This is a genomic window from Aeromonas sp. CU5, from assembly GCF_002586745.1.
GTDB classification, from domain to species: Bacteria; Pseudomonadota; Gammaproteobacteria; order Enterobacterales; family Aeromonadaceae; genus Aeromonas; species Aeromonas sobria.
Map to the genome: position 1 here is coordinate 2,580,505 of NZ_CP023817.1, position 21,857 is coordinate 2,602,361.

Genomic DNA, 21,857 nt, shown 5'->3' on the forward strand with positions numbered 1-21,857 from the left:
AAACTAGGGATCGATACAATGAGGTCAACTGAAGATGATTGATTTGTCTTGCTGAAGCGACAAACAAGCATCTCGACCTATCTGTTCATTTAGTTTTCAAGCGTTGAGGGAAGAGTTATGGAAAAGAAGCGTATCTACCTGTTTTGCTCTGCCGGGATGTCCACGTCACTGCTGGTCTCAAAGATGAAGGCGCAGGCGGAAAAATATGATGTGCCGGTGCTGATCGATGCCTACCCGGAGACCCTGGCCGGTGAGAAGGGACAGGATGCCGATCTGGTGCTGCTGGGCCCGCAAATCGCCTACATGCTGCCTGATATCCAGCAACAGCTGCCGGGCAAGCCGGTTGAGGTGATCGACACCCTGCTCTACGGCAAGGTCGACGGGCTGGGCGTGCTGAAGGCAGCCGTCGCCTCCATCAAGAAGAGCCTCGCATAGGTTAAGGAGATCCCTGTGAGCAACATCATCGCATCGTTGGAAAAGGTCGTTCTACCCATCGCCGTCAAGATGGGTAAACAGCCTCATGTCAACGCCATCAAGAACGGCTTTATCAAAATGATGCCCCTCTCTCTGGTCGGGGCAATGTTTATCCTCATCAATAGTGTCTTTCTGAGCTTTGGCGAAGGTTCCTTCTTCTACTCCATCGGGATACGGCTCGATCCCGCCACCATTGCCATTCTGGACGGGCTCAAAGGAATTGGTGGTAACGTCTATAACGGCACCATGGGGATCATGTCGCTGATGACCCCCTTCTTTATCGGTATGGCGATGGCGGAAGAGCGCAAAGCCGATCCCCTGGCCGCCGGCCTGCTCGCGGTGGCAGCCTTTATGACCGTCACGCCGTTCAGCGTGGGAGACGCCTATGCGGTTGGCGCCAACTGGCTGGGTGGTACCAATGTCATCTCCGGCATGTTGCTCGGTATTGGTGTTGCCGAAGTCTTTGCTTTTATCGTCCGTCGCAACTGGGTCATCACCCTGCCAGACAGCGTACCGGCCTCGGTCTCCCGCTCCTTCTCTGCGCTGATCCCGGGCTTTATCATCCTCTCCATCATGGGGGTAATTGCCTATCTGCTGAACGGCGTCGGTACCAACTTCCACCAGCTGATCATGGACAATATTTCCAAACCTTTGTCCAACATGAGTGACTTGGTAGGCTGGATTTACGTGGTCTTCTCCTCCTTCCTCTGGTTCTTCGGTGTGCACGGTATGTTGGCACTCACCGCGCTGGAGTCCGGCGTACTGGGCCCCTTCACACTCGAAAACATCGATCTATTCAACCGTTACGGTTCAGTTGACGCAGCCATCGCGGCAGGTCATCAGTTCCACTTCTGGGCCAAGCCGATCTGCGACTCCTTCGTCTTCCTCGGCGGTACCGGTGCCACGCTGGGCCTCATCATCGCCATCTTTATGGTCTCCCGCCGCGATGACTACCGTCAGGTCGCCAAACTGGGTCTGCCAGCAGGCATGTTCCAGATCAACGAGCCCATCCTGTTTGGCTTGCCAGTCATCATGAACCCCGTCTTGATGGTGCCATTCCTGCTGGTGCACCCGGTACTGATGGGGATCACCATGGCGGCCTACTCCGCCGGGATCATCCCGCCCATCACCAACACAGCGCCATGGACCATGCCAACCGGCCTGATGGCTTTTTTCACCACCAACGGCAGCGTGGCCGCCTTCTGTCTGGCGATATTCAACCTGGGGGTCGCCACCCTGATGTATATGCCTTTCGTGCTGATTGCCAACAAGGCGCAGAACGTCATCGATGAAGAAGAGGAGAGCGAAGAGGATATCGCTCTGGCCCTGAAGTTCTGATAACAGCCATTCAAATGACAGCAAGGGAGGAGCAATACTCCTCCCCCATCAGCCTGGAGAAATCACCCATGCAGTATCGTTTTCCGGATAACTTCTGGTGGGGCAGCGCCAGCTCGGCCCCGCAGATGGAAGGCGCCGCCAACCGCGGCGGCAAATCCGCCAATATCTTTGACTACTGGTTCTCCATCGAGCCGCAGCGTTTCCACAACGGGGTCGGTCCGACCGATGCCTCTACCTTCTATGACAACTTCGAGAGTGACATCAAGCTGCTCAAACAGGTTGGACACAACAGTTTCCGCACCTCCATCTCCTGGTCACGGCTGATCCCGGACGGAGTAGGCGAGGTCAATCAGGAGGCGGTCAGCTTCTACAACGCCGTCTTCGATCGGCTGCTGGCCGAGGGGATTACCCCGCTTATCAACCTCTACCACTTCGACATGCCGATGTGCATGCAGGAGCGCGGCGGCTGGGAGAGTCGGGAAGTGGTGGCCGCCTATGTGCGCTACGCCACCCGCTGCTTCGACCTGTTTGGCGGCCGAGTCAAACACTGGTTCACCTTCAACGAACCGATCGTGCCGGTCGAGTGTGGCTATCTTGGCCACTATCACTACCCCTGCGTGGTCGATTTCGGCCGGGCGGCCACCGTCGCCTACCACACCGCGCTGGCCCATGCCGGTGCCGTGCAGGCCTATCGCGCCTGTCAGCATGATGGCGAGATCGGCATCATCCTCAACCTGAGCCCGACCTATCCCCGCTCGCAGGATCCGGCAGATATCGCCGCCTCCCGCATCGCAGATCTGCTGCTCAACAAGAGCTTCCTCGATCCGGCCATGAAGGGGAGCTATGACCCCGAGCTGGTCGCCCTGCTGGCGCAGTATGACTTGCTGCCGCAGATCGAAGAGGGTGACAAGGCACTGCTCGCCGCCGGTAAAGTGGATATCCTCGGCATCAACTACTACCAGCCACGCCGGATCAAGGCCAAAGAGGAACCCTGGCAGGGGGTGCCACGCACCCCTGACGACCTGTTCGACTACTACAAGATGCCGGGTCGCAAGATGAACCCCCACCGCGGCTGGGAGATTTACGAAAAAGGGATCTACGACATCCTCACCGAGTTGCGAGTCAACTATGGCAACCTGCCCTGCTACATCTCGGAGAACGGCATGGGGGTAGAGGGGGAAGATCGCTTTATCGGCCCCGAGGGTCGGGTGGAGGATGACTACCGCATCCAGTTCATTCGCGAACACCTCGAGTGGCTGCATCGCGCACTGGAAGAGGGCAGCGCCTGCCGCGGCTACCACCTGTGGACCTTTATCGATAACTGGTCGTGGCTCAACGCCTACAAGAACCGTTACGGCCTGATCCGCCTCGATCTGGAGAGCCAACAGCGCACCATCAAGAAGAGCGGCTACTGGTTTGCCGAGGTAGCGCGCAACCATGGTTTTAATTAACGGTTTCAATTAACGCATTCACGTAAGGAACGACACATGTTCGATCTGGACAACATCACTGAAGAGGCCGCCACCTGCAACGATCTGGAAGAGGTGGTGATGGGGCTCATCATCAACTCCGGGCAGGCCCGCAGTCTCGCCTACACCGCGCTGAAAAAGGCCAAAGAGGGGGAGCTGGCCGCCGCACACCAGCTGATGGCCCAATCCCGCGAGGCACTCAATGCCGCCCATCTGGTGCAGACCCAGCTGATCGAGGATGATCAGGGCGAAGGCAAGATCCCGGTCACCCTGGTACTGGTCCATGCCCAGGATCACCTGATGACCTCCATGCTGGCCCGTGAGCTGATCAGCGAGCTGATCGAGTTGCACGAAAAGCTGCAGAATAAATGACCTCCGGACGGGGCGCTAAGCCCCGTCATCGGCCCGCAGATCAGGAAGCGACTCATGAGCGTTAAAACAATCCGGGAAACCGAACTGTTTAACAACAAACCGTTCCAGATGTTCATCTACAACAAGCAGGTGAGCGGAACCGGTTTGCACCAGCACGACTATTACGAGTTCACCCTGGTACTGACCGGTCGTTACTATCAGGAGGTCAACGGCAAGCGGGTGCTGCTGGAGCGGGGGGACGTGGTGTTTATTCCGCTCGGCTCCCGCCATCAAAGCTTCTACGAGTTCGGCACCACCCGCATCTTCAACGTCGGGATCACCCGCACCTATTTCGACGAGCACTTCAAATACCTGCTGCCGGAGCACTTCGTCGCCTCTCAGGCCTATGCGCTCAAGAGCGAGTTCCTCAGCTACATCGAGTCGGTGCTGGTCTCGCCGGGCTTTCGGGAAGAGGCGCTGACCGAATTTCTCGAAGTAGTGACCTACGCCGTGATGAACCGGCTGCGTCACTACAAGGACACCTCCGCCAGCGACGATCTGCCGCTCTGGCTCCACGAAACCGTGGAGCGGATGCACGATCGCCCCCTCTTTGCCGAGGATGCGCTGGCCAACATGGTCTCCCTCTGTGGCAAGAGCCAGGAGTATCTGACCCGGGCCACCCGGCGCTACTACAACAAGACGCCGATGCAGATCATCAACGAGATCCGGATCAACTACGCCAAGATGCAGCTGGAGGTGACCAACAACTCGGTGGCCGATATCGCCTTCGAGACCGGCTACAACGACGTCAGCCTCTTTATCAAAAACTTCAAGAAGCTCACCTCGTTTACCCCGGGCAGTTACCGCAAATATCTCTACCCGAAATTTGAAAGCCCGGCCTGATGCCGACAGTGAACTCCATGTAAATAGAACAGATTGCAATAGAAAGCACAGAACCTGACCAGCCCCTGCCACAGGCGGCTGCGGCCCCTCTCACCCTGATGACAGAGCGGCCACCATCAAACCGATAGAGATCGATGAAGAGGGATTTATGAGCGAGAAGATCAAGGTAGTCACCATAGGCGGCGGCAGCAGCTACACCCCGGAGCTGGTCGATGGTTTCATCAAGCGCTATGCCGAGCTGCCCATCAGCGAGCTGTGGCTGGTGGATATTCCCGCTGGCGAAGAGAAACTGAACATCATCTTCGACCTCTGCCAGCGGATGATCCGCCAGACTGGCATCCCCATGACCCTGCACAAAACCCAGGATCGCCGCGAGGCACTGGTGGGCGCCCACTTCGTCACCACCCAGCTTCGAGTCGGCCAACTGCAGGCGCGAGAGAAGGATGAGCGCATCCCCTTGAGCCACGGCATGCTGGGGCAGGAGACCAACGGTGCGGGCGGTCTGTTCAAGGGGCTGCGCACCATTCCGGTCATCTTCGACATCATCCGCGACGTGGAGGCGCTCTGCCCGGATGCCTGGCTGATCAACTTCACCAATCCGGCCGGCATGGTGACCGAAGCGGTGCGCCGTCATACCAACTTCCGCCGCTTTATCGGGGTGTGCAACATTCCGGTCGGCATGCAGATGTTCGTGCGCGATGCCCTCCAGCTCACCGAGCGGGATCACCTCTCCATGGACTTGTTCGGCCTCAACCATCTGGTCTTTATCGGCGATGTGCTGGTCAACGGCGAATCCCGCTTTGACGAGCTGCTGGAAGGGGTCGCCGATGGCAGCCTGACCCGCGCCAGCTCGGTCAAAAACATCTTCGATCTGCCGTTCGATCCCGGTTTTATCCGCGGCCTGCGCCTGCTCCCCTGCTCCTACCTGCGTTACTACTTCAAGGAGAAAGAGATGCTGGGGATCGAAATGGGCGAGTTTTACAAAGGCGGCGCCCGGGCTCAAGTCGTGCAGCAGGTCGAGAGGAAGCTGTTCGAGCTCTACCAGAACCCCGAGCTGTGCGAAAAGCCCAAGGAGCTGGAGCTGCGTGGCGGCGCCTACTACTCCGACGCGGCATGCGAGGTGATCAGCGCCATCTACAACGACAAGCAGAGCGAGCACTATGTCATCGTGCCCCATCAGGGCCATGTCACCAATATCCCGGCCGACTGGACGGTGGAGATGAGCTGCCTGATCGGGCGTGATGGCGCCATTCCCCATCCGCGTCTCACCCGCTTTGACGACAAGGTGAACGGGCTGGTGCACCTCATCAAGAGCTTCGAGATCGCAGCCGCCAAGGCCGCCATCAGTGGCAACTTCGACGACCTGCTGTTGGCGATGAACCTCAACCCGCTGATCCACTCCGACAACGATGCCCGCATCGTCGCCCGCGAGCTGCTGCTGGCCCACCGCGAACACCTGCCCAACTTCGCCGCCGCCATCGACGCCCTCGCCTGAGACCAGCACGCCCCGACCGAACCGGCGGGGCGCTTAACCGCAAGGGAACCCTCATGAGCAAGAGATTGATCATCAACGCCGACGACTTCGGCCTCTGCCGCGCCCAGAACTACGGCATCGTAGAGGCGTTCGAGCACGGAGTCGTCAGCTCCACCACCGCCATCGTCACCTCCCCCGCCATCAAACACGCCGCCTGGCTGGCCGAACGCTTCCCCGAGCTGCCCGTTGGGCTGCACTTTATGCTCAGCTGGGGAAAACCGCTCACGCCGCTCACCTCGCTGGTGAACGAGCAGGGTGAGCTCAACAAGGGGATCTGGCACAAGAGCGAGGCGGGAGAGCTGGATCTGGCCGAGATATCCGGCGAGCTGGCGAGTCAGTATCAGCGCTTTGTCGCGATCTTCGGCAGAAAGCCGACCCATATCGACAGCCACCACCATGTTCATATGTTGCCGACTATCTACCCACTGGTGGAAGCCTTCGCCAAGGCGCATTACCTGCCCCTTCGCATCGACCGGGGCGAGATCGCCCGCCACGGCCTGACCGTCAACCAATCGCAAAGCTGCGATCGGTTTGACGACCGCTTCTACGGCGCGCAGCTGACCCAGACCGACCTGCTGCAACTGCTCGATGAGGCCAGCGCACAGGGGGCCCATTCGCTCGAGATCATGTGCCACCCCTCCTTTATCGATCTGGAGATGCAGGGTAGCTCCTACTGCCAGCCCCGCCTCAACGAACTGGCTATCCTGACCAACCCATCACTGCCCGCCCTTATCGCCGAGCGCGGCTACCGCCTCGCCAGCTATCAAGAGTGGCAATAGCCCGCAAGCCATCAGCTGAACCGGCAAGCATCAGAATGTGCCAAGCCGCAGATACGAAAAAGCCCAAGCGATTGAATCGCTTGGGCTTTCTCTTAAGATGGCGGAGGAGGTGGGATTTGAACCCACGGATGGTCACCCATCGCCGGTTTTCAAGACCGGTGCATTCAGCCGCTCTGCCACCCCTCCGAACGGCGTGCATACTACGTCAATGGCCCGTTCATATGCAATACATATTTCCTGTGGGATAGTGTGCGGGAGCAAAATGGCAGGTGGCTTGAAATTGTTCCTCGTCATCCCTATTTGTTCTACATACAATGCGTATAACAAGCGGTAACAAACAGCGATCACGAGACGGCCGCTCGCCGCCTCACCCGGACATCAAGAGGACACCCAAGATGGATACCCGTTCTATCTTCACTGGCACCCAAAGTGCCGTACGTGATACCAACAAGGTGCTGCGTAACACCTATATGCTGCTCTCCCTCACGCTGGGCTTCTCTGCCGTAGTGGCAGGGGTCGCTACTGTGATGAACATGCCGCCGCTGCACTGGGCCGTATTCCTGATCGGCGTCTACGGTTTGATGTTCCTGACTCAGAAAAACCAGAATAACGGCATGGGTCTGGTATTCACCTTCGCCCTGACCGGTCTGATGGGCTACAGCCTGGGCCCGATCATCAACATGTACATGAACAACGGTGGTGGCGAGATCGTGATGACCGCCCTTGGCGGTACCGCGCTCACCTTCTTCGGTCTGTCGGCCTATGCCCTGACTACCAAGCGTGACCTCTCCTTTATCGGCGGCATGCTGTTCGTCGGTTTCTGGGTGCTGCTGGTGGCCATGGTTGCCAACATCTTCCTGCAGATGAGTGCCCTGAGCCTGGCCCTGTCTGCCATGTTCATGCTGTTCTCCTCTGGTGCCATCCTGCTGACTACCCAGCAGATCGTGCGCGGCGGCGAGACCAACTACATCTCTGCCACCGTCACCCTGTATGTCTCCATCTACAACATCTTCCTGAGCTTGCTGAGCCTGCTTGGCGGCAACCGCAACTAATCAGAGCAACCCCGCTTCGGCGCTGTCGCTGATACCCAACTCCCCACCCCATCGGTGGGGAGTTTTTTTTGCGCGAGTGCATTGCTCGGGATAAGGCCGATCGCCGTTCAAACACCCTTTTCTTGGTCAAGCCAGGTGGTCTGCATCGTACCGGGGCACATTGCTGTATCGCCCGTTCTGCCCACCTTAAACGCGAATGATGATCAAGAGACAGGCACGCGGCGGGCTTTACCTTGCCAACGGCCACGGGTAGTGTGCTGACAGCGCTTGCCCGAGGATGTCACCATGCCCTATGCCCTGCTCCCCACGCTCCCAAACACCTGTACCCCCGCCCAGATATTGGCTGAGGAGCAACACTGGCTGCGCGACTGTGCCCGTGACGGCCAGCCCCGCGCTCACCTCTGGCAGGCGCCCCAATGCCTGATTGTCACCCACAAGGATACCCGCCTCCCCCATTACGAAGCCGCCTGCCAGCAACTTGCAGATGAAGGCTGGCCGGTACATGTGCGCGACAGCGGCGGTACCGCCGTGCCCCATGGGGCGGGCATTCTCAACCTCTCCTTACTGCTGCCCCGCACCACCACAGATCTCGCCCACTACTACCGGCTGCTGGGCACGCCACTGCTGACCCTGCTGGCGGAGTACGGCCTTGCGGGAAGTTACGACTTCGTGCCCGGATCCTTTTGCGATGGTCAGTACAATCTGGTGATCGGGGGGCGCAAGATCACCGGCACCGCCCAGCGCTGGCTGGCGCCGGGGCAGGATCACCAGGGCGCCGTGCTGGCACAAGCCATGCTGCTGGTGGCAGGCGATGTGGATGAGGGTACCAAGATGGCGAGCCGCTTCTACGAACTGGCGGGCGGCGAACTGCGCTTTATGACGGGAACCTCCACCACGCTGGCAAGCTGCATTGGCTGGCGCGGTAGCGACCAGGCGTTGGTGGAGAAGGTGCGAGCACGTCTGGATAGCCTGCTGAGCGGGGAGCTATCCCCCTCACCCTGACCTTCTCCCAGAGGGGGAGGGAAAATGCCCGCCATGGAAATAGCGCAGCGCACAAAAAAGCCACGACATCAGGTCGTGGCTTTGATTTCTTAAGGCTCACCTCGCGGAGCAAATCCCGCAACAGCACAGCCAACTCAGGCAGTCTGCGGCTCCGGCTCGGCTTCGCTATCCAGATCCCGACCAAAGTAGGCACGGGTCTCGGCAATCACCACATGGCGCAGGCCAATCAGGCCGATAAGGTTGGGCACCGCCATCAAGCCGTTAACGATGTCGGCCAGCAGCCAAATCATATCCAGATGGAGGAAGGCACCGCTCGCCACCAGCGCCAGATAGATGACGCGGTAGGGCTTGATCGCCTTCACCCCGAACAGGTACTCGGTGCAGCGCTCGCCGTAGTAGTTCCAGCCCAGGATGGTGGTAAAGGCGAAGAACAAGAGGCCAATGCTCACCAGATACTGGCCAATATGAGCATCCAGTCCTTGCGCAAAGGCGGCGCTGGTCATGGCGGCACCGCTCAAATCACCACCCCATACCCCGGTCACTACCAGAGTCAGGCCGGTCATGGTGCAGATGATGATGGTGTCGATAAAGGTACCGGTCATGGAGACCAGCCCCTGCTCCACGCAGGAGTCAGTCTTGGCCGCCGCCGCCGCTATGGGCGCAGAGCCCAGCCCCGATTCGTTGGAGAAGACCCCCCGCGCCACCCCGGATTGAATGGCCAGCATGATGCTGGCGCCGACGAAGCCGCCGGTCGCTGCATGGCCGCTAAAGGCGCTCTCGATCACCAGCATGACGGCATCGGGCAGAGCGCTGGCGTTGTTCAGCAGCACGCCGAGACAGGCGACGATGTAGAAGATGGCCATGAAGGGCACTACCTTGCTCGACACGCTGGAGATGGACTGGATGCCCCCCAGGGTCACCAGCGCCACGATCAGGGTCAGCACCACGGCGGTCACTTCACGGGGCACCGAGAAGGAGAGGCTCATGGCGTCTGAGATGGCATTGACCTGCGGGAAGGTACCGATCCCGAAGAAGGCCACGCCGATGCCAAACAGGGCAAACAGCTTGGCGAGCGGTTTGGAACCCAGCCCCTTCTCCAGATAGTACATGGGGCCACCCGCCATCTGGCCGTTGGCATCCTGCTCGCGATATTTGACCGCCAGCAGACACTCTGCGTACTTGGTGGCCATGCCGAACAGCGCCGCCATCCACATCCAGAACAGGGCACCGGGGCCGCCGAGCTTGATGGCGGTGGCAACCCCGACGATGTTGCCGGTGCCAATGGTGGCAGAGAGGGCGGTACAAAGGGCGCCGAAGCTGGAGACATCCCCCTGCTTGCCTTGCCCCTGATCGCGGCCAAAGACCAGTCGCAGAGCGAGCGGCAAGCGCACCACCTGAAGCAGACCCAGACGCAGGGTGAGATAGATACCGGTCCCGACCAGCAGGATCAGCAGGGGCGGACCCCAGATAAAGCTATCGATGGCGGTTAACGCCGATTGAATTGATGACATGCATCCTCCTTAAAAAACAAAGATTAAGGAGGAGAAGGATGATCTTCCCATAGGTGTCGCGATCGGCCAGAGGCGATCGGATGCGGGCCAAGAACTTGTTTACGCTCTTACTGCGAGGCCGTGATCAAGGCTCATGTGCAGCTCGCTTATGTGGGACCGAGAGGCTCATGTATTCACATACACTCCGGTTCCTGCGCTGCTCTTTACCTTGCTGACGACCTCTCGTGACAGATCGTGAACAGTTCCAAGCTCAGGTACAACCATCCCATCCCCTCTGTCCTTTTGCCTGAGAGTTTCCGACACCAGCCTGCCCTTGCGGGTAGTCATGGTGCCTTGCTCCTTCGGCGCCCGATTTAACGGGTCTCTCCAGAGTATCGTCCAGTAGCAGTCCACACCGGTTGCCCGGTACCTGAAAGATTCACTTCTTCGGTGGATGGTCCCCCATCGCTCTCCTGCTACCTTCATCCGAACTAGTTTGGATTAGGAAGCGGGCATGTTAATCCAAAAAATGTGAGCTGTCTCGCACTTGAAATCCGACCACCGCACTTTTTTGCCTTCCGTGCAAAGCCTCACCACCTTGTTAAATATTAGTTAACTATCAAAAAGTTAGGCACTAACGACTGAAATGCGACCCGAACGGGAAAAGTGCCGGATAGAGAACAGGGCTCTCTCTCGTTTCGCCAAGAAAATCTTGCCAACATATCCAATCAAAATGCTTGCGCACAGAATCAATAAGCCGATAATCCGGCGCATAACCAAGCACTTTGCCATCAATTTATGCACTGTGTTCGGTTGGTCCCACCGGACCGCTCGCCTGACCCGGCCGTCGCCGGTTCAATCGCATATGGCTTGGGCATATCACGCCCCCTAAGGATGACCAAAAGAGAATGAACGAGACTCTGGTTGCAAAAGATGTGGTCGCACAAGATTACCGTCAGCTGGTTGAACAATTCGGCTCCCCCCTGCTGCTGCTCGACAAGGCAGCTGTCCGCAAACAGTATCGGGCTCTGGCCGCCGCCCTGCCCGATGTACGATTGCACTATGCACTCAAACCCCTGCCCCATGAGGCGGTGGTCTCTGTCTTGAAGGAAGAGGGGGCCTGTTTCGACCTGGCCACCAATGGCGAAGTGGATCTGGTGCGCAGTCAGGGGGTCCGCCCGGGACGTTGCATTCATACCCATCCCATCAAGCGCGACAGCGATATCCGTTATGCGCTGGAGTTCGGCTGCACCGTGTTTGTCTACGACAACCCGCTGGAGCTGGAGAAGTTCATTCCCTACAAGGACGAAGTGAAACTGCTGCTGCGGGTCAGCTTCCCGAACCCGGAGACCAAGGTCGATCTCTCCAAAAAGTTCGGCTGCACCCCGGAGCAGGCCCTGCCGCTGCTGCAACTGGCCCACGCCAAGGGCCTCAAGGTGATGGGGTTGTCGTTCCACGTCGGCTCTCAGGTGCCACACTCACGACGCCATGTACAGGCTATCGATGCCTGCCGCGAGATCATGGAGCAGGCCTGGGATCTCGGGCTCAAGCCCTGGGTGCTGGATATCGGCGGCGGTTTCCCGGTGGATTATGAGGGGGGCGAATTCGACATCGACGGCTTCTGCGCGCCGATCCGCGAGGCGCTGGCCAAGCTGCCCGCCACCGTACAGAAGATTGCCGAACCGGGCCGCTTTATCAGCGCACCGGCCATGACCTCGGTGGCCAGCGTAATGGGCAAAGCCCACCGCGGCGACAAGATCTGGTACTACCTGGATGACGGCCTCTACGGCAGCTACAACGGTCAGCTCTATGACCATGTCACCTATCCGGTGAGCACCCCCTATGCCAACGGCGAGCAGCACAATTCGGTGCTCTCCGGCCCCACCTGCGACAGTGTGGATGTGATCCGCGAAGGGATCATGCTGCCGGATCTCGCCATCGGCGAACTGGTAATTGGCAAGGTGATGGGGGCCTACACCTGGGCCTCGGCCTCCACCTTCAACTTCTTCCCCAAGGCGAGCATCCTCATTCTGGACAGCAGCCAGAAGGGGCAGAAGCTGGTGGCAGTGGCCTGAGCGAACAGTTCATCGGCCAACAGACTCACCGAGCAAAAACAACAGGGGGAAGCTTGAGCTTCCCCCTCTCTCATTTCACCGGCACCGGTCAGATAAACTGACTGGTCAGCAACCAACCGGTGTAGGCGACGAAGCAGCTCAGCAGCACGCCACCCTCCAGCCGGTTGATGCGGCCTTGTCCCTTGCGGCCCAGACACATCACCAACAGCAACAGGGTCAGCCCCATCATGACGGTCCAGTCACGGGTAAGCACTTCCGGCGCCACGTCCAGCGGATGGATACCCGCCGCAATCCCCACCACCGCCAGGGTATTGAACAGGTTAGAACCAATCACGTTGCCCAGCGCCAGGTCGTGCTCATTCTTGCGAATGGCGATCAGCGATGACGCCAGCTCTGGCAACGAGGTACCGATGGCCACGATAGTGAGACCAATCACCAGATCACTGATGCCAAATGCCTGAGCGATGGTCACCGCGCCCCATACCAGCAAACGGGAGGCGCCGATCAGCAGCACCAACCCGACAATGAGCCAGAGAATGGCGCGCTTGAGGGACATCCCCTCGCTCTCGATATCCTCGGCGGTCTCGGTATCCAGCGCATCTCCCTTGCCCCTCATGCCAGCCCAGATGGACCAGCCCATCAGACCAACAAACGCCACACCCAGAATGGCCGCATCCATCCAGCCCAAATGACCATCGAGCAGCAGGGCACCGGAGAGCAAGGTAATACCGAGCAGGATGGGGATCTCTTTGCGCACCACCTGAGAGGCGACCGCGATCGGGCTGATAAGCGCCGTCAACCCCAGGATCAGCGCGATATTGGTGATGTTGGAACCATAAGCATTACCCAGCGCCAACCCGGGATTGCCCTGCGAGGCGGCCAGTGCCGAAACCACCATCTCCGGGGCCGAGGTGCCAAAACCGATGATCACCATGCCGATCAGCAGCGGCGGCATCCCCGCATAACGGGCGGTCGCCGCAGCGCCATCGACAAACTTGTCTGCACTCCAGACCAGCAGCGCCAGTCCGGCAATCAGGGCAACAAAAGCCAGGGTCATAATCTCTCCATCCCATCGCCAGAAAATAGCAGAGCCAGACTCGGGTCCTGGCTCTGCCATAAAGGTGGTCAAGTGTAACGGGCAGACCTCCCATTTCAAGAGGAAATCAAACCATGATTAACATTTCATAGTGCAGCCAGCAGGCTCGCCGCATCGGAGACCTCAAACTTGCCGGGCGCCTCAACAAACAGCTGCTCGACCACGCCATCGTTGGCGATCAACGCAAAGCGCTGGGCACGGATGCCGCCAAAGGCGCCGGTATCCTTGGCAAGACCCAGTGCCTGGGTCCAGCTGCCATCGCCGTCCGCCAGCATGGTGATCGCCTCGGCATTCTGGGCCACTTGCCAAGCCCGCATCACAAAGGCGTCGTTGACCGAGAGGCAACAGATGGCATCCACCCCTTTGGCCATGAACTGATCAGCCAGCACCACGTAACCCGGCAGATGGGCATTGGAGCAGGTAGGAGTGAAAGCGCCGGGTACCGCAAACAGCACCACTTTTTTACCGGCGAACAGCGTGCGGCTATCCCGCAGCTGCTTGCCCTCGGCGGTGATAAAGGTAAATTCGCCCGCAGGCAGGGGTTGTCCTACAGCAATCATGGGTTCTCGTCCTGAGTCGTGGTGGAAAGTGGCCAGTTTATCCCAGAGTGATAACGCCGCCTAACCGGTACACGGAGCAGGGCCACGGATGGCGGCAGGCATTTTCCCCTTGGGCAGACTACTCTTGAGCAGGTTTCACGGCGCCAGGAGGCCCCATGCAACACTACTACGATGGTCTGGAAATTCGTCCCCCCACCATGCGCGAACAGCAGCAACTGGACCAGCTCAATCATCAGCTTACCCATGTCAGCCAATACTGCGCCGGTTACTCCAGCGCCTATCGCCAGTGTCGCCTTGAGGATCTGGCAGAGCTGGCCACCCTTCCCTTGCTGGACAGCAAAGAACTGTTTGCCGCCCAGCAGGCCCATCCCCCCTTCGCCGGTCTCACCGGTCGGCCAGCCAGTCAGGCGCTGCGGGTCTTCTCCTGTCCGGGCCAGCTGGCCATCCCCGAGTATGCCGGGGCGGACTGGTGGGGCGCCGCCCGGGCGCTGTTTGCCGCCGGTTTCAAGGCGGGGGAGGTGATGCTCAACGGCCACGACTATCACGCTGGCCCTACGGCCTTTATCTTCGATAACGGTGCCCGCCAGCTGGGGGCCCCTGTGGTACCGTGCGGGCCCCACGATACCCAGCGCCAGCTGGAGGCGCTGCTGCGCTATCAACCCACCGGCTATGTCGGCCCGCTGGTAACCCTGCTCGACCTGCTGGAGGCTGCCGAGGCGGCGGAGATCCCGACCGACTCATTGCGCCGCGCCCTGCTGTGCGAAGCCACCCATCCTGAAACCGCGCCACTGCGCGCCATTCACGGCATTGCGGCCCTCAACTGTCTGGTGTGGCAAGATATTGGGGTGGTGGCCTATGAGAGCCAGCCCGGTCAGGGCTTTATCGTCAACGAGAGTTGTATCGTCGAGATAGTCGATCCCGCCAGCGGCGAACCGGTGAGCGGCGACGAAATAGGCCAACTGGTGGTGACTAGGCTCGATCTGGAGTATCCCCTGCTGCGGCTGCTCACCGACTGGCAAGGGCACTGGCTCGCCAAGCCGAGCGCTTGCGGGCGCACCAACCGGCGCCTCAAGCTGGTGTAGCAACCCACAGAGATGCACAGATGCACAAATGCAAACGGGCAGCCATCAGGCTGCCCGTCTTGTCTCTGGCGAGGAGAATGTCTGACGCTTGTCAGCGTCTCGCCTGCCAGGTGGCGATGGCGAGCAGGGAGTCAGGGGTAAACTCGGTGGCGCGCTCGGCAATCTCGGCCAGGCTCATCCAGTGCACCGCGCTCACCTCTTCGGCCTGCAGCTGCAACGCCCCCTGATAGCGGCAACTAAAGAGGCCGCCCCAGACCCGGTAGCCCTCCCCTTCGGCGTAGAAGCTGCCAAAGCCCTGCAGGGGAACATCCGCGATACCCAGCTCCTCGGCCAGCTCGCGCCGGGCGGAGAGCTCCATCTCCTCACCGGTCGTGACCACACCACCGGCGCAGGCATCCAGCATGCCGGGGCAGAAATCCTTGCTGAGGGTGCGCCGCTGCACCAGGATCCGATCCGCGTCGTCGAGCACCAGAATATAGCTGGCGCGATGGCAGAGATTCTCCCGCCGCACCTTGGCTCGCTCGGCCACGCCAATCACCCGGTTATTCCCGTCCACCACATCAACCCATTCCACGCGCAGACCCTTTTGTTCGTTCCATTCAAGCCCGCAGTATATCGGTGCAGCCCTTTGTCATGGCACTACTTTTTCTGCCGGGGCGGCTCTTTTTCTGGCTCCCATCGTCAGAGTGAGGATTCATGCAAATCTTTATAAACCGTCATCTCAGTGTCATCGACTGACACCATAGTGTGCCCTGTCCAGGCAATCAGGGAACGTGTGATGAAGGTGTTCAAGCAGTTATCCCCGCGGCAGATCGCTCGCTACATCAAGAGCTTTCACCGAGGCTATTTTGCCATCGAGTCGCTGGGGACATTTGAATTCAACGCGGGCAGGATCAGCCTCCATGGCTTGACCTGTCGCCAGCGGCTAAGGCTGGCTCGCCAGATCAATCAGGCCGTCAGCCAGCTTGGTCACAACGAGCTGTTGCCGGACATGTGAGTCAAAGGGTCTTGCCCTACTGTCTGTTGTGCATCCATGCTTTGCCCGCCGGCTAGTCGCCGCGCGGGCCGTTTTCGATGTCGGTAATCATGCCGTTGCGCACCGTCACGAAACGCATGAACTCGTTCTTGCCGAAGTTGTAGGTCCAGCGCTCGCCATATCTGACCTGCACCAGGTTGCCAAACTGGTTCTCTTCATTGCGGTTGAGCTCTTCGCGCAGCATCGGCTCACCGCACTTGAGCAACATCTCGGCGGTGGTATCCCCTTCGGTGATAAGGGCGTTCTTGCAACGCATGGCATCGGCACTGGCCGGAATGCTTAACAGCAGCAGAGTGAGTGCCGCCACGTTCTTCATCTTGTTCATCGGGTACCCCTTATCCTGTCCAATGAGTCGCAGTATGCCTGTTCCTGTTGCTGAAAAAACCGGTCAATGGTGCAAAATAGCGCTCCCCCCCGCTCTCGCAGCATGGTGGTCACGACACCGGCTGTCTATCGGGCAGCACTAAAACAAACGGCGACCCGAAGGTCGCCGTTTGCATCAAACTCGCAGGATCACAGGATGTCCAGCAGCTCGACTTCAAATACCAGTGCAGAGTAGGGCGGGATGGAACCAGCGCCACGGGCACCGTAGGCCAGATCGTGGGGGATGTAGAGCTTCCACTTGGAACCAACCGGCATCAGCTGCAGCGCTTCAACCCAGCCAGCGATCACGCCGGTTACCGGGAATTCAGCCGGCTGGCCACGGGCGACTGAGCTGTCGAATACGCCACCGTGGGTGAAGGTACCGTGGTAGTGCACACGAACGGACTGACCGGCTACCGGTACAGCACCGTTGCCTTCAACCATTACTTCGTACTGCAGACCGGAGTCGGTCACGTTCACTTCGCCGCGCTTGGCGTTGTCAGCCAGGAAGGCTTCGCCATCGGCAGCAGCGGCCTTGGCAACGGCTTCCTGCTCTTCCTGCATGCGCGCGGTGATCACCTGAAAGGCATCATTGACATCGTCACGGCTGACCGCGAACTCCAGACCATTGAGCGCATCTGCCAGACCTTGTTGCAGAGCCGGGATATCCAGACCGGCGAACGCTTGCTGCGCCAGTTGCTCACCCATGTTGCGGCCGATGCCATAGCTGGCCTTCTGTTCGATAGAGTCGTATTGGGACATTGAGATGTTGCTCCAGATCCATGTAGTAAAGAGGCGGGATAATATCAGACTTTTGGCCGGGGTGCTGCCGGGGACGCCCCTGATTTCCCCGTCAGTGGGAGGAACTTCACACAAGAAGCGGATGAACGCCGCCCAACGGCGGCGATCTGCTTAAACGCGATTCAGCAAGGCTCTGACTGCAGCAACTTTACCACCGTCAGTGATATTGACCCCGTACGGAGGGACACCATGCCACCACGCAGCTTTCCTCACGCCTTACTTCAATAGAGCGCGTACCGCAGCCACTTTGGCGCCATCGGTGATATTGACCCGACCATCATCCGAGGTGCCCATGTTGACGCCATGAGGCACCATGCCACCGCGCCAGCCCATGCCGGACATATGCACTTCGCTCACTCCGGTGAACTCGATGATGGTTCGCACGTTGTCGGCATTGACCCCGGCCCCCGGCATCAGGCTGGCGCGCCCCGCCAGCGCCTGCTGCATCTCCTGCAGGGTTTCCAACCCCGCCAGCGCGCTTGCGGCGTGGCCCGAGCTCAAAATGCGCTCGCAACCGGCAGCGACTATGGTCTCCAGGTCGAGGCGCCAGTCGGAGGAGAGGTCGATGGCGCGATGGAAGGTGACCCCCAAGGGGCCTGTTGCGTCCACCAGTTGCTGGAGTTTGGCGGCAGGTACCCGCCCCTCCTCATCCAGCAAACCGACCACCACCCCTTGCAGGCCCGCAGCGCGCGCGGCCGCGATATCCAGCAGCATCATCTCGAACTCGCCGTCGTTGAAGCAAAAATCCCCGGCGCGCGGGCGGATCATGGCGTACACCGGCACGCTGGCGTGGCGGGCGGCCAGTTGCATAAAGCCGTAGGAAGGCGTCAGGCCACCCAGACCCAGCGCAGAGCAGAGCTCGATGCGATCCGCCCCGGATTGCTGGGCGGTAAACAGAGATTCCAGGTTGTCGATACAGATTTCAAGACGGGTCATGAGGACTCCTTTTTCGGGGAGATCAGACCCCACATCTGATCTCATAGATTGAGCAAGGCTGCGCCGCGCACACCACCGGCGCCGCCGAAGCGGGCCTGGCGGATCTCGGGCAGGGCAACACCGGGCAACAAATGGCCCGGCAGGCGCAGCGGCAACTGTTCATAGAGGGCAGGCAGACCACTCAGGCCGCCCCCCAACACCACCACCTCGGGATCAATCACCGAGATAGCGGTGGCAAGCCCGGCAGCCATGATCTCCAGCCAGCAGTCGATGGTTGCGACCGCATGGGGCTCATTTGCCTCGAAACGCCCCACAATCTGGTGACCCGTGGCGCGCTGGCCATGGAAATGGTGATAGAGACGCTCCAGACCGGTGCCGGATGCATAGGTTTCAAAACAGACCAGACGGCCGCAGCCGCAACGGGGACGGGGCAATTCGGGGTACTTCATCAGCATGGTGGCGGGCAAGGGGTAGTGACCAATCTCGCCAGCCAGCCAGTTACGGCCCTGGATCAGCGTGCCCGCCAGATAGACGGCGCCGCCAATACCGGTACCGATGGTGACACCGAGCGCACTGCCTGCACCGTCGGCAGCCCCCTGATGCACTTCAGACCAGAGGAAGCAGTTGGCATCGTTCTCAACCTTGACCGGTCGCCCTAGCAGCTCAGCCAAGTCAGCCCCCAGATGACGACCATTGATGGAGGGCAGATTGGCCGCCACTATGCTGTGGTCATGGCTGTTGATGATGCCTGGAAAACCGATACCAACCGAGCCTTTGGCGCCGAAGCGGGTATCTGCCTGCTCGACCCGAGACTGGATAAGCTGCTGCAACCCCTCATAATCGTTGCCGGGGGTGCTCATTCGCTCTTCATGGCAGAGGTTCAACCCGCCGTCATAGACCGCGAAGGCGATCTTGGTTCCACCGATATCAAAGCCGTAATACATGCCAGCACTCCCTTGTCAGCCCGTGTTTATCCCGATCTGTTCTGGGGTGACATTGTATTAATTCGCAAAAAAAATAAAGTGACCGGGGGCGAAAAACGGGAGAGTGTTCAGAGCAAACGGCTCATTTGTCGCTGCAGGCAGGCGTGCCCAAGGCTTGTCAGGGTGCGCTCCTCGCCGTCAAAGACGAAGCCGCGACGCAGGTAGAATCCCTCGCCAATGTGGTTACCATCGAGCAGCCACAACTTGACGCAACTGCAACCAGCGCGGCGCATCTGCATCGCCACCGTCTGCCACAGCCGCTTGCCGTAGCCTTGCCGCCAGTGATCAGGGTGAAGGTAAAATGCGCGGATCAGGGCACGGGTCTGCCCCTCTTCCTGCAGTAGCTGCCAGTAGAGCAGGCCAACCACCACCTCATCGAGACAGAGCAGCATGGGTCGTGGGCCCAGCTCGGCCAGACGGCTCTGCCAGATCTGCAGATGGGCGGTGACATCGAGCTGCTCCAGCATGTCGGCACCGAGCACCTGACCATAAGCCGCGAGCCAGCTGGCTCGCTGCATCACCGTCATGGCGGCGGCATCTTCACTGCGCGCCATGCGCAAGCTTATGCCTTGCATTGGGGCACCAGACCGTTGGCGCGGGCCTGCTCATAGAGCGGCTGCACTTGCGCCTGTTGTGCCTGCAGTTCCGCGATACGGTTCTCGTTGCTGGGGTGGGTAGAAAGCAACTGTGGCGGCGCGTTGCCACCGGCAGCAGCACTCATGTTCTGCCACAAGGGAACGGCTTGTGCAGGGTTAAAACCGGCACGGGCCATCAGCTCCAGGCCCAAACGGTCGGCTTCGCTCTCCTGAGTGCGGCCATAGGGCAGCATCACACCCACCTCGACCCCGAGGCCAAGAGCGGCCATGGTGGCACCGCGATACTCGCTGGTGCCCATGGCGATGTCGGCTGCCGCCAGACCGATACCGGCCAGCTGGCTGCGAGAGAGCCGCTCGTTGGAGTGCTGGGCCAGCACGTGGGTCAGCTCGTGGCCAATAACGGTGGCGAGTTGATCCTGATTCTTGGCCACCTTGAGCAGGCCACTGTAGACCCCGATCTTGCCACCGGGCAGGGCGAAGGCGTTGACCTGCTTGGAATCAAACACCACTACCTCCCAGCTGGTGATGCCATAGCTGGCAGGCACCTGGGCGGTCACCGCCTTGGCGACACAAGAGACATAACCGTTGAGTTTGGCATCCTTGCTCACCTTCTCCTGCTTCTTCATCTGCTCGAAGGAGTCAGCGCCCAGCTGGCTCATCTGCTGGGGGGAGTAGAGCAACATCTGGCTGCGGCCGGTGGGTGACTGGGCGCAGGCAACCAGCAAGGAGCTGCAGAGGGCAACCAGGCCAAACTTGGTGAGAGACGCAATCATGAGGGGATCCTTTGCCGTGACGTTGTCCTATTCTCGGAAATGCCGCCCCGCGACGCAAGAGAACCCGCCCCCGTCTGGTGTAAAAACCACCAGCTCACGCTATTAACAAAACGGATAATCGCCAAAAACAAAACGAGCCCGCTAGGGGCTCGCTTTATCACAACATCCAGGTAACTGACGCTTAGATGATGCCCAGCTTTTTCAGGTCAGCCTGCACCACTTTGGCTGGCACCGGTACATAGCCATCTTTGGCGACTATGCTCTGACCCGCCTTGGAGAGGATCATTTTGACAAACTCTTGCTCCATCGGGGCAAGGGGCTTGTTCGGATGCTTGTTCACATAAACGTACAGGAAGCGGGAGAGCGGATACTTGCCGGTGATGGCGTTGTCAGAGGTTGCTTCAATGAAGGTTTTGCCATCTTTGGAGAGCGGGACTGCACGCACGCCGGAGGTGACATAACCGATACCGGAGTAACCGATGCCGTTCAGGGAAGCAGAAACTGACTGCACCACGGAGGCAGAACCCGGCTGCTCGTTCACGCCGCTCTTGAAGTCGCCGTTACACAGGGCGTGCTCCTTGAAGTAACCGTAGGTGCCGGATACCGAGTTGCGACCGAACAGTTGCAGATCCTTGGAAGACCAGTTGCCATCCAAACCCAGATCAGACCACTTGGTGGCTGCCTTGGCTTCGCCGCACTTGAGAGTGCTGGAGAAGACAGCGTCAACCTGCTGCATGGTCAGCCCCTTGATGGGGTTGTCCTTGTTGACGAACACCGCCAGCGCATCCACCGCGACGCGGATAGCGGTCGGCTTGTAGCCGTAACGCTTCTCGAAAGCTTCCTCTTCACCGGCCTTCATGGCACGGCTCATCGGGCCAAACTGGGCAACACCTTCGGTCAGGGCAGTCGGTGCGGTAGAAGAACCGGCGGCCTGGATCTGCACGTTGACGTTGGGATAAACACGCTTAAATTCTTCGGCCCAAAAGGTCATCATGTTGGCCAGGGTGTCCGACCCGACAGAGGACAGGTTGCCCGAGATGCCGCTGGTTGGTGTGTAATCCGGCAGATCTTTATCCACACCGGCAGCCAGAGCGCTGACAGAAAACAGGGTTGCTGCGGTGAATCCGATTACACCAGCCAGTTTGTTGAGTTTCATCCAATCTC

General features: G+C 59.6%; 23 protein-coding genes, 1 tRNA gene and 1 riboswitch. Of the genes, 12 read left to right on the forward strand and 12 right to left on the reverse strand.

Annotation, left to right across the window (positions count from 1 at the left end):
• Positions 1-117 precede the first annotated feature (117 nt).
• The 7 genes from CK911_RS11270 (at position 118) to chbG (ending at position 6,848) form a co-directional block, all read left to right on the forward strand.
• Positions 118-435 (forward strand): PTS sugar transporter subunit IIB, encoded by a 318-nt coding sequence (locus CK911_RS11270; protein WP_075113377.1) that lies wholly within the window; start codon positions 118-120, stop codon positions 433-435.
• Positions 436-450: 15 nt separating this feature from the next.
• Positions 451-1,812 carry a PTS N,N'-diacetylchitobiose transporter subunit IIC gene (gene chbC / locus CK911_RS11275; RefSeq protein ID WP_098969997.1) on the forward strand — a complete coding sequence of 454 codons (1,362 nt, stop codon included), beginning with the start codon at positions 451-453 and terminating at the stop codon, positions 1,810-1,812.
• A 68-nt stretch (positions 1,813-1,880) separates the two neighbouring features.
• Entirely contained in the window at positions 1,881-3,263 is a 1,383-nt protein-coding gene (locus CK911_RS11280; protein ID WP_098969999.1) for a glycoside hydrolase family 1 protein, read from the forward strand.
• Between the two features lie 36 nt (positions 3,264-3,299).
• Complete coding sequence (chbA, locus tag CK911_RS11285; protein WP_098970001.1) at positions 3,300-3,653, forward strand: PTS N,N'-diacetylchitobiose transporter subunit IIA; 354 nt, start codon at positions 3,300-3,302, stop codon at positions 3,651-3,653.
• A 54-nt stretch (positions 3,654-3,707) separates the two neighbouring features.
• Positions 3,708-4,535, forward strand: a complete 828-nt coding sequence (chbR, locus tag CK911_RS11290; protein ID WP_075113380.1) for a transcriptional regulator ChbR — start codon at positions 3,708-3,710, stop codon at positions 4,533-4,535.
• A 148-nt stretch (positions 4,536-4,683) separates the two neighbouring features.
• Entirely contained in the window at positions 4,684-6,030 is a 1,347-nt protein-coding gene (locus tag CK911_RS11295) for a 6-phospho-beta-glucosidase (RefSeq protein ID WP_098970003.1), read from the forward strand.
• 53 nt (positions 6,031-6,083) lie between these two features.
• Positions 6,084-6,848 (forward strand): chitin disaccharide deacetylase, encoded by a 765-nt coding sequence (chbG, locus tag CK911_RS11300; RefSeq protein ID WP_098970005.1) that lies wholly within the window; start codon positions 6,084-6,086, stop codon positions 6,846-6,848.
• A gap of 98 nt (positions 6,849-6,946) precedes the next feature.
• Here chbG and CK911_RS11305 read toward each other — a convergent pair.
• A tRNA-Ser gene (locus CK911_RS11305) sits at positions 6,947-7,034 on the reverse strand.
• 209 nt (positions 7,035-7,243) lie between these two features.
• Between CK911_RS11305 and CK911_RS11310 the strand changes: the two genes are divergently transcribed.
• Entirely contained in the window at positions 7,244-7,900 is a 657-nt protein-coding gene (locus tag CK911_RS11310; protein WP_042020141.1) for a Bax inhibitor-1/YccA family protein, read from the forward strand.
• 285 nt (positions 7,901-8,185) lie between these two features.
• Positions 8,186-8,902 carry a protein ligase gene (locus CK911_RS11315; RefSeq protein WP_098970007.1) on the forward strand — a complete coding sequence of 239 codons (717 nt, stop codon included), beginning with the start codon at positions 8,186-8,188 and terminating at the stop codon, positions 8,900-8,902.
• Between the two features lie 134 nt (positions 8,903-9,036).
• Here CK911_RS11315 and CK911_RS11320 read toward each other — a convergent pair whose 3' ends face one another.
• A complete protein-coding gene (locus CK911_RS11320) occupies positions 9,037-10,413 on the reverse strand; it encodes a sodium:alanine symporter family protein (protein ID WP_098970010.1) in 1,377 nt (458 codons plus the stop codon).
• 264 nt (positions 10,414-10,677) lie between these two features.
• Positions 10,678-10,793: riboswitch (glycine riboswitch) on the reverse strand.
• Between the two features lie 507 nt (positions 10,794-11,300).
• Here CK911_RS11320 and CK911_RS11325 point away from each other — a divergent pair.
• Positions 11,301-12,467: a type III PLP-dependent enzyme gene (locus CK911_RS11325; RefSeq protein WP_098970013.1), complete on the forward strand. Its 1,167-nt coding sequence runs from the start codon at positions 11,301-11,303 to the stop codon at positions 12,465-12,467.
• 88 nt (positions 12,468-12,555) lie between these two features.
• Here CK911_RS11325 and CK911_RS11330 read toward each other — a convergent pair whose 3' ends face one another.
• Complete coding sequence (locus tag CK911_RS11330; RefSeq protein ID WP_098970015.1) at positions 12,556-13,524, reverse strand: calcium/sodium antiporter; 969 nt, start codon at positions 13,522-13,524, stop codon at positions 12,556-12,558.
• A 125-nt stretch (positions 13,525-13,649) separates the two neighbouring features.
• Positions 13,650-14,123, reverse strand: coding sequence for a peroxiredoxin (locus CK911_RS11335; protein WP_098970017.1), 474 nt, complete (start codon positions 14,121-14,123; stop codon positions 13,650-13,652).
• 155 nt (positions 14,124-14,278) lie between these two features.
• Between CK911_RS11335 and CK911_RS11340 the strand changes: the two genes are divergently transcribed.
• Positions 14,279-15,205: a phenylacetate--CoA ligase family protein gene (locus tag CK911_RS11340; protein WP_098970019.1), complete on the forward strand. Its 927-nt coding sequence runs from the start codon at positions 14,279-14,281 to the stop codon at positions 15,203-15,205.
• Positions 15,206-15,296: 91 nt separating this feature from the next.
• On the opposite strand, the gene yfcD is transcribed toward CK911_RS11340, so the two are convergent.
• Complete coding sequence (yfcD, locus tag CK911_RS11345) at positions 15,297-15,779, reverse strand: NUDIX hydrolase YfcD (RefSeq protein WP_253860321.1); 483 nt, start codon at positions 15,777-15,779, stop codon at positions 15,297-15,299.
• Between the two features lie 204 nt (positions 15,780-15,983).
• Between yfcD and CK911_RS11350 the strand changes: the two genes are divergently transcribed.
• Positions 15,984-16,202 (forward strand): DUF1107 family protein, encoded by a 219-nt coding sequence (locus CK911_RS11350; protein ID WP_042020133.1) that lies wholly within the window; start codon positions 15,984-15,986, stop codon positions 16,200-16,202.
• Positions 16,203-16,254: 52 nt separating this feature from the next.
• Here the strand turns inward: CK911_RS11350 and CK911_RS11355 are convergent, their stop codons facing one another.
• The 7 genes from CK911_RS11355 to CK911_RS11385 form a co-directional block, all read right to left on the reverse strand.
• A complete protein-coding gene (locus tag CK911_RS11355) occupies positions 16,255-16,566 on the reverse strand; it encodes a DUF2845 domain-containing protein (protein ID WP_042020132.1) in 312 nt (103 codons plus the stop codon).
• 188 nt (positions 16,567-16,754) lie between these two features.
• Positions 16,755-17,366, reverse strand: coding sequence for an FKBP-type peptidyl-prolyl cis-trans isomerase (locus CK911_RS11360; protein WP_068976772.1), 612 nt, complete (start codon positions 17,364-17,366; stop codon positions 16,755-16,757).
• A 255-nt stretch (positions 17,367-17,621) separates the two neighbouring features.
• Positions 17,622-18,341: a copper homeostasis protein CutC gene (locus tag CK911_RS11365; protein ID WP_098970023.1), complete on the reverse strand. Its 720-nt coding sequence runs from the start codon at positions 18,339-18,341 to the stop codon at positions 17,622-17,624.
• A 41-nt stretch (positions 18,342-18,382) separates the two neighbouring features.
• A complete protein-coding gene (locus CK911_RS11370) occupies positions 18,383-19,285 on the reverse strand; it encodes an ROK family protein (RefSeq protein WP_042020127.1) in 903 nt (300 codons plus the stop codon).
• A gap of 107 nt (positions 19,286-19,392) precedes the next feature.
• Complete coding sequence (locus CK911_RS11375) at positions 19,393-19,899, reverse strand: GNAT family N-acetyltransferase (protein WP_098970025.1); 507 nt, start codon at positions 19,897-19,899, stop codon at positions 19,393-19,395.
• Entirely contained in the window at positions 19,887-20,693 is an 807-nt protein-coding gene (locus tag CK911_RS11380) for a M48 family metallopeptidase (protein WP_068976776.1), read from the reverse strand. Before CK911_RS11380 ends, CK911_RS11375 begins: the two co-directional genes overlap by 13 nt.
• 181 nt (positions 20,694-20,874) lie before the next feature.
• Positions 20,875-21,849 (reverse strand): PstS family phosphate ABC transporter substrate-binding protein, encoded by a 975-nt coding sequence (locus CK911_RS11385; protein ID WP_042020124.1) that lies wholly within the window; start codon positions 21,847-21,849, stop codon positions 20,875-20,877.
• Between the last annotated feature and the right edge of the window lie 8 nt (positions 21,850-21,857).

Excerpts from the sequence above, each read along its gene's own strand:
- CK911_RS11340 (WP_098970019.1), top strand. The coding sequence starts at position 14,279 with ATGCAACACTACTACGATGGTCTGGAAATTCGTCCCCCCACCATGCGC.
- CK911_RS11325 (WP_098970013.1), top strand. The coding sequence starts at position 11,301 with ATGAACGAGACTCTGGTTGCAAAAGATGTGGTCGCACAAGATTACCGT.
- CK911_RS11360 (WP_068976772.1), bottom strand. The coding sequence starts at position 17,366 with ATGTCCCAATACGACTCTATCGAACAGAAGGCCAGCTATGGCATCGGC.
- CK911_RS11370 (WP_042020127.1), bottom strand. The coding sequence starts at position 19,285 with ATGTATTACGGCTTTGATATCGGTGGAACCAAGATCGCCTTCGCGGTC.
- CK911_RS11310 (WP_042020141.1), top strand. The coding sequence starts at position 7,244 with ATGGATACCCGTTCTATCTTCACTGGCACCCAAAGTGCCGTACGTGAT.
- CK911_RS11280 (WP_098969999.1), top strand. The coding sequence starts at position 1,881 with ATGCAGTATCGTTTTCCGGATAACTTCTGGTGGGGCAGCGCCAGCTCG.
- chbG (WP_098970005.1), top strand. The coding sequence starts at position 6,084 with ATGAGCAAGAGATTGATCATCAACGCCGACGACTTCGGCCTCTGCCGC.
- chbR (WP_075113380.1), top strand. The coding sequence starts at position 3,708 with ATGAGCGTTAAAACAATCCGGGAAACCGAACTGTTTAACAACAAACCG.
- CK911_RS11295 (WP_098970003.1), top strand. The coding sequence starts at position 4,684 with ATGAGCGAGAAGATCAAGGTAGTCACCATAGGCGGCGGCAGCAGCTAC.
- chbA (WP_098970001.1), top strand. The coding sequence starts at position 3,300 with ATGTTCGATCTGGACAACATCACTGAAGAGGCCGCCACCTGCAACGAT.
- CK911_RS11385 (WP_042020124.1), bottom strand. The coding sequence starts at position 21,849 with ATGAAACTCAACAAACTGGCTGGTGTAATCGGATTCACCGCAGCAACC.
- CK911_RS11330 (WP_098970015.1), bottom strand. The coding sequence starts at position 13,524 with ATGACCCTGGCTTTTGTTGCCCTGATTGCCGGACTGGCGCTGCTGGTC.
- CK911_RS11355 (WP_042020132.1), bottom strand. The coding sequence starts at position 16,566 with ATGAACAAGATGAAGAACGTGGCGGCACTCACTCTGCTGCTGTTAAGC.
- CK911_RS11270 (WP_075113377.1), top strand. The coding sequence starts at position 118 with ATGGAAAAGAAGCGTATCTACCTGTTTTGCTCTGCCGGGATGTCCACG.
- CK911_RS11365 (WP_098970023.1), bottom strand. The coding sequence starts at position 18,341 with ATGACCCGTCTTGAAATCTGTATCGACAACCTGGAATCTCTGTTTACC.
- CK911_RS11350 (WP_042020133.1), top strand. The coding sequence starts at position 15,984 with ATGAAGGTGTTCAAGCAGTTATCCCCGCGGCAGATCGCTCGCTACATC.
- CK911_RS11320 (WP_098970010.1), bottom strand. The coding sequence starts at position 10,413 with ATGTCATCAATTCAATCGGCGTTAACCGCCATCGATAGCTTTATCTGG.
- CK911_RS11375 (WP_098970025.1), bottom strand. The coding sequence starts at position 19,899 with ATGCAAGGCATAAGCTTGCGCATGGCGCGCAGTGAAGATGCCGCCGCC.
- CK911_RS11315 (WP_098970007.1), top strand. The coding sequence starts at position 8,186 with ATGCCCTATGCCCTGCTCCCCACGCTCCCAAACACCTGTACCCCCGCC.
- CK911_RS11335 (WP_098970017.1), bottom strand. The coding sequence starts at position 14,123 with ATGATTGCTGTAGGACAACCCCTGCCTGCGGGCGAATTTACCTTTATC.
- CK911_RS11380 (WP_068976776.1), bottom strand. The coding sequence starts at position 20,693 with ATGATTGCGTCTCTCACCAAGTTTGGCCTGGTTGCCCTCTGCAGCTCC.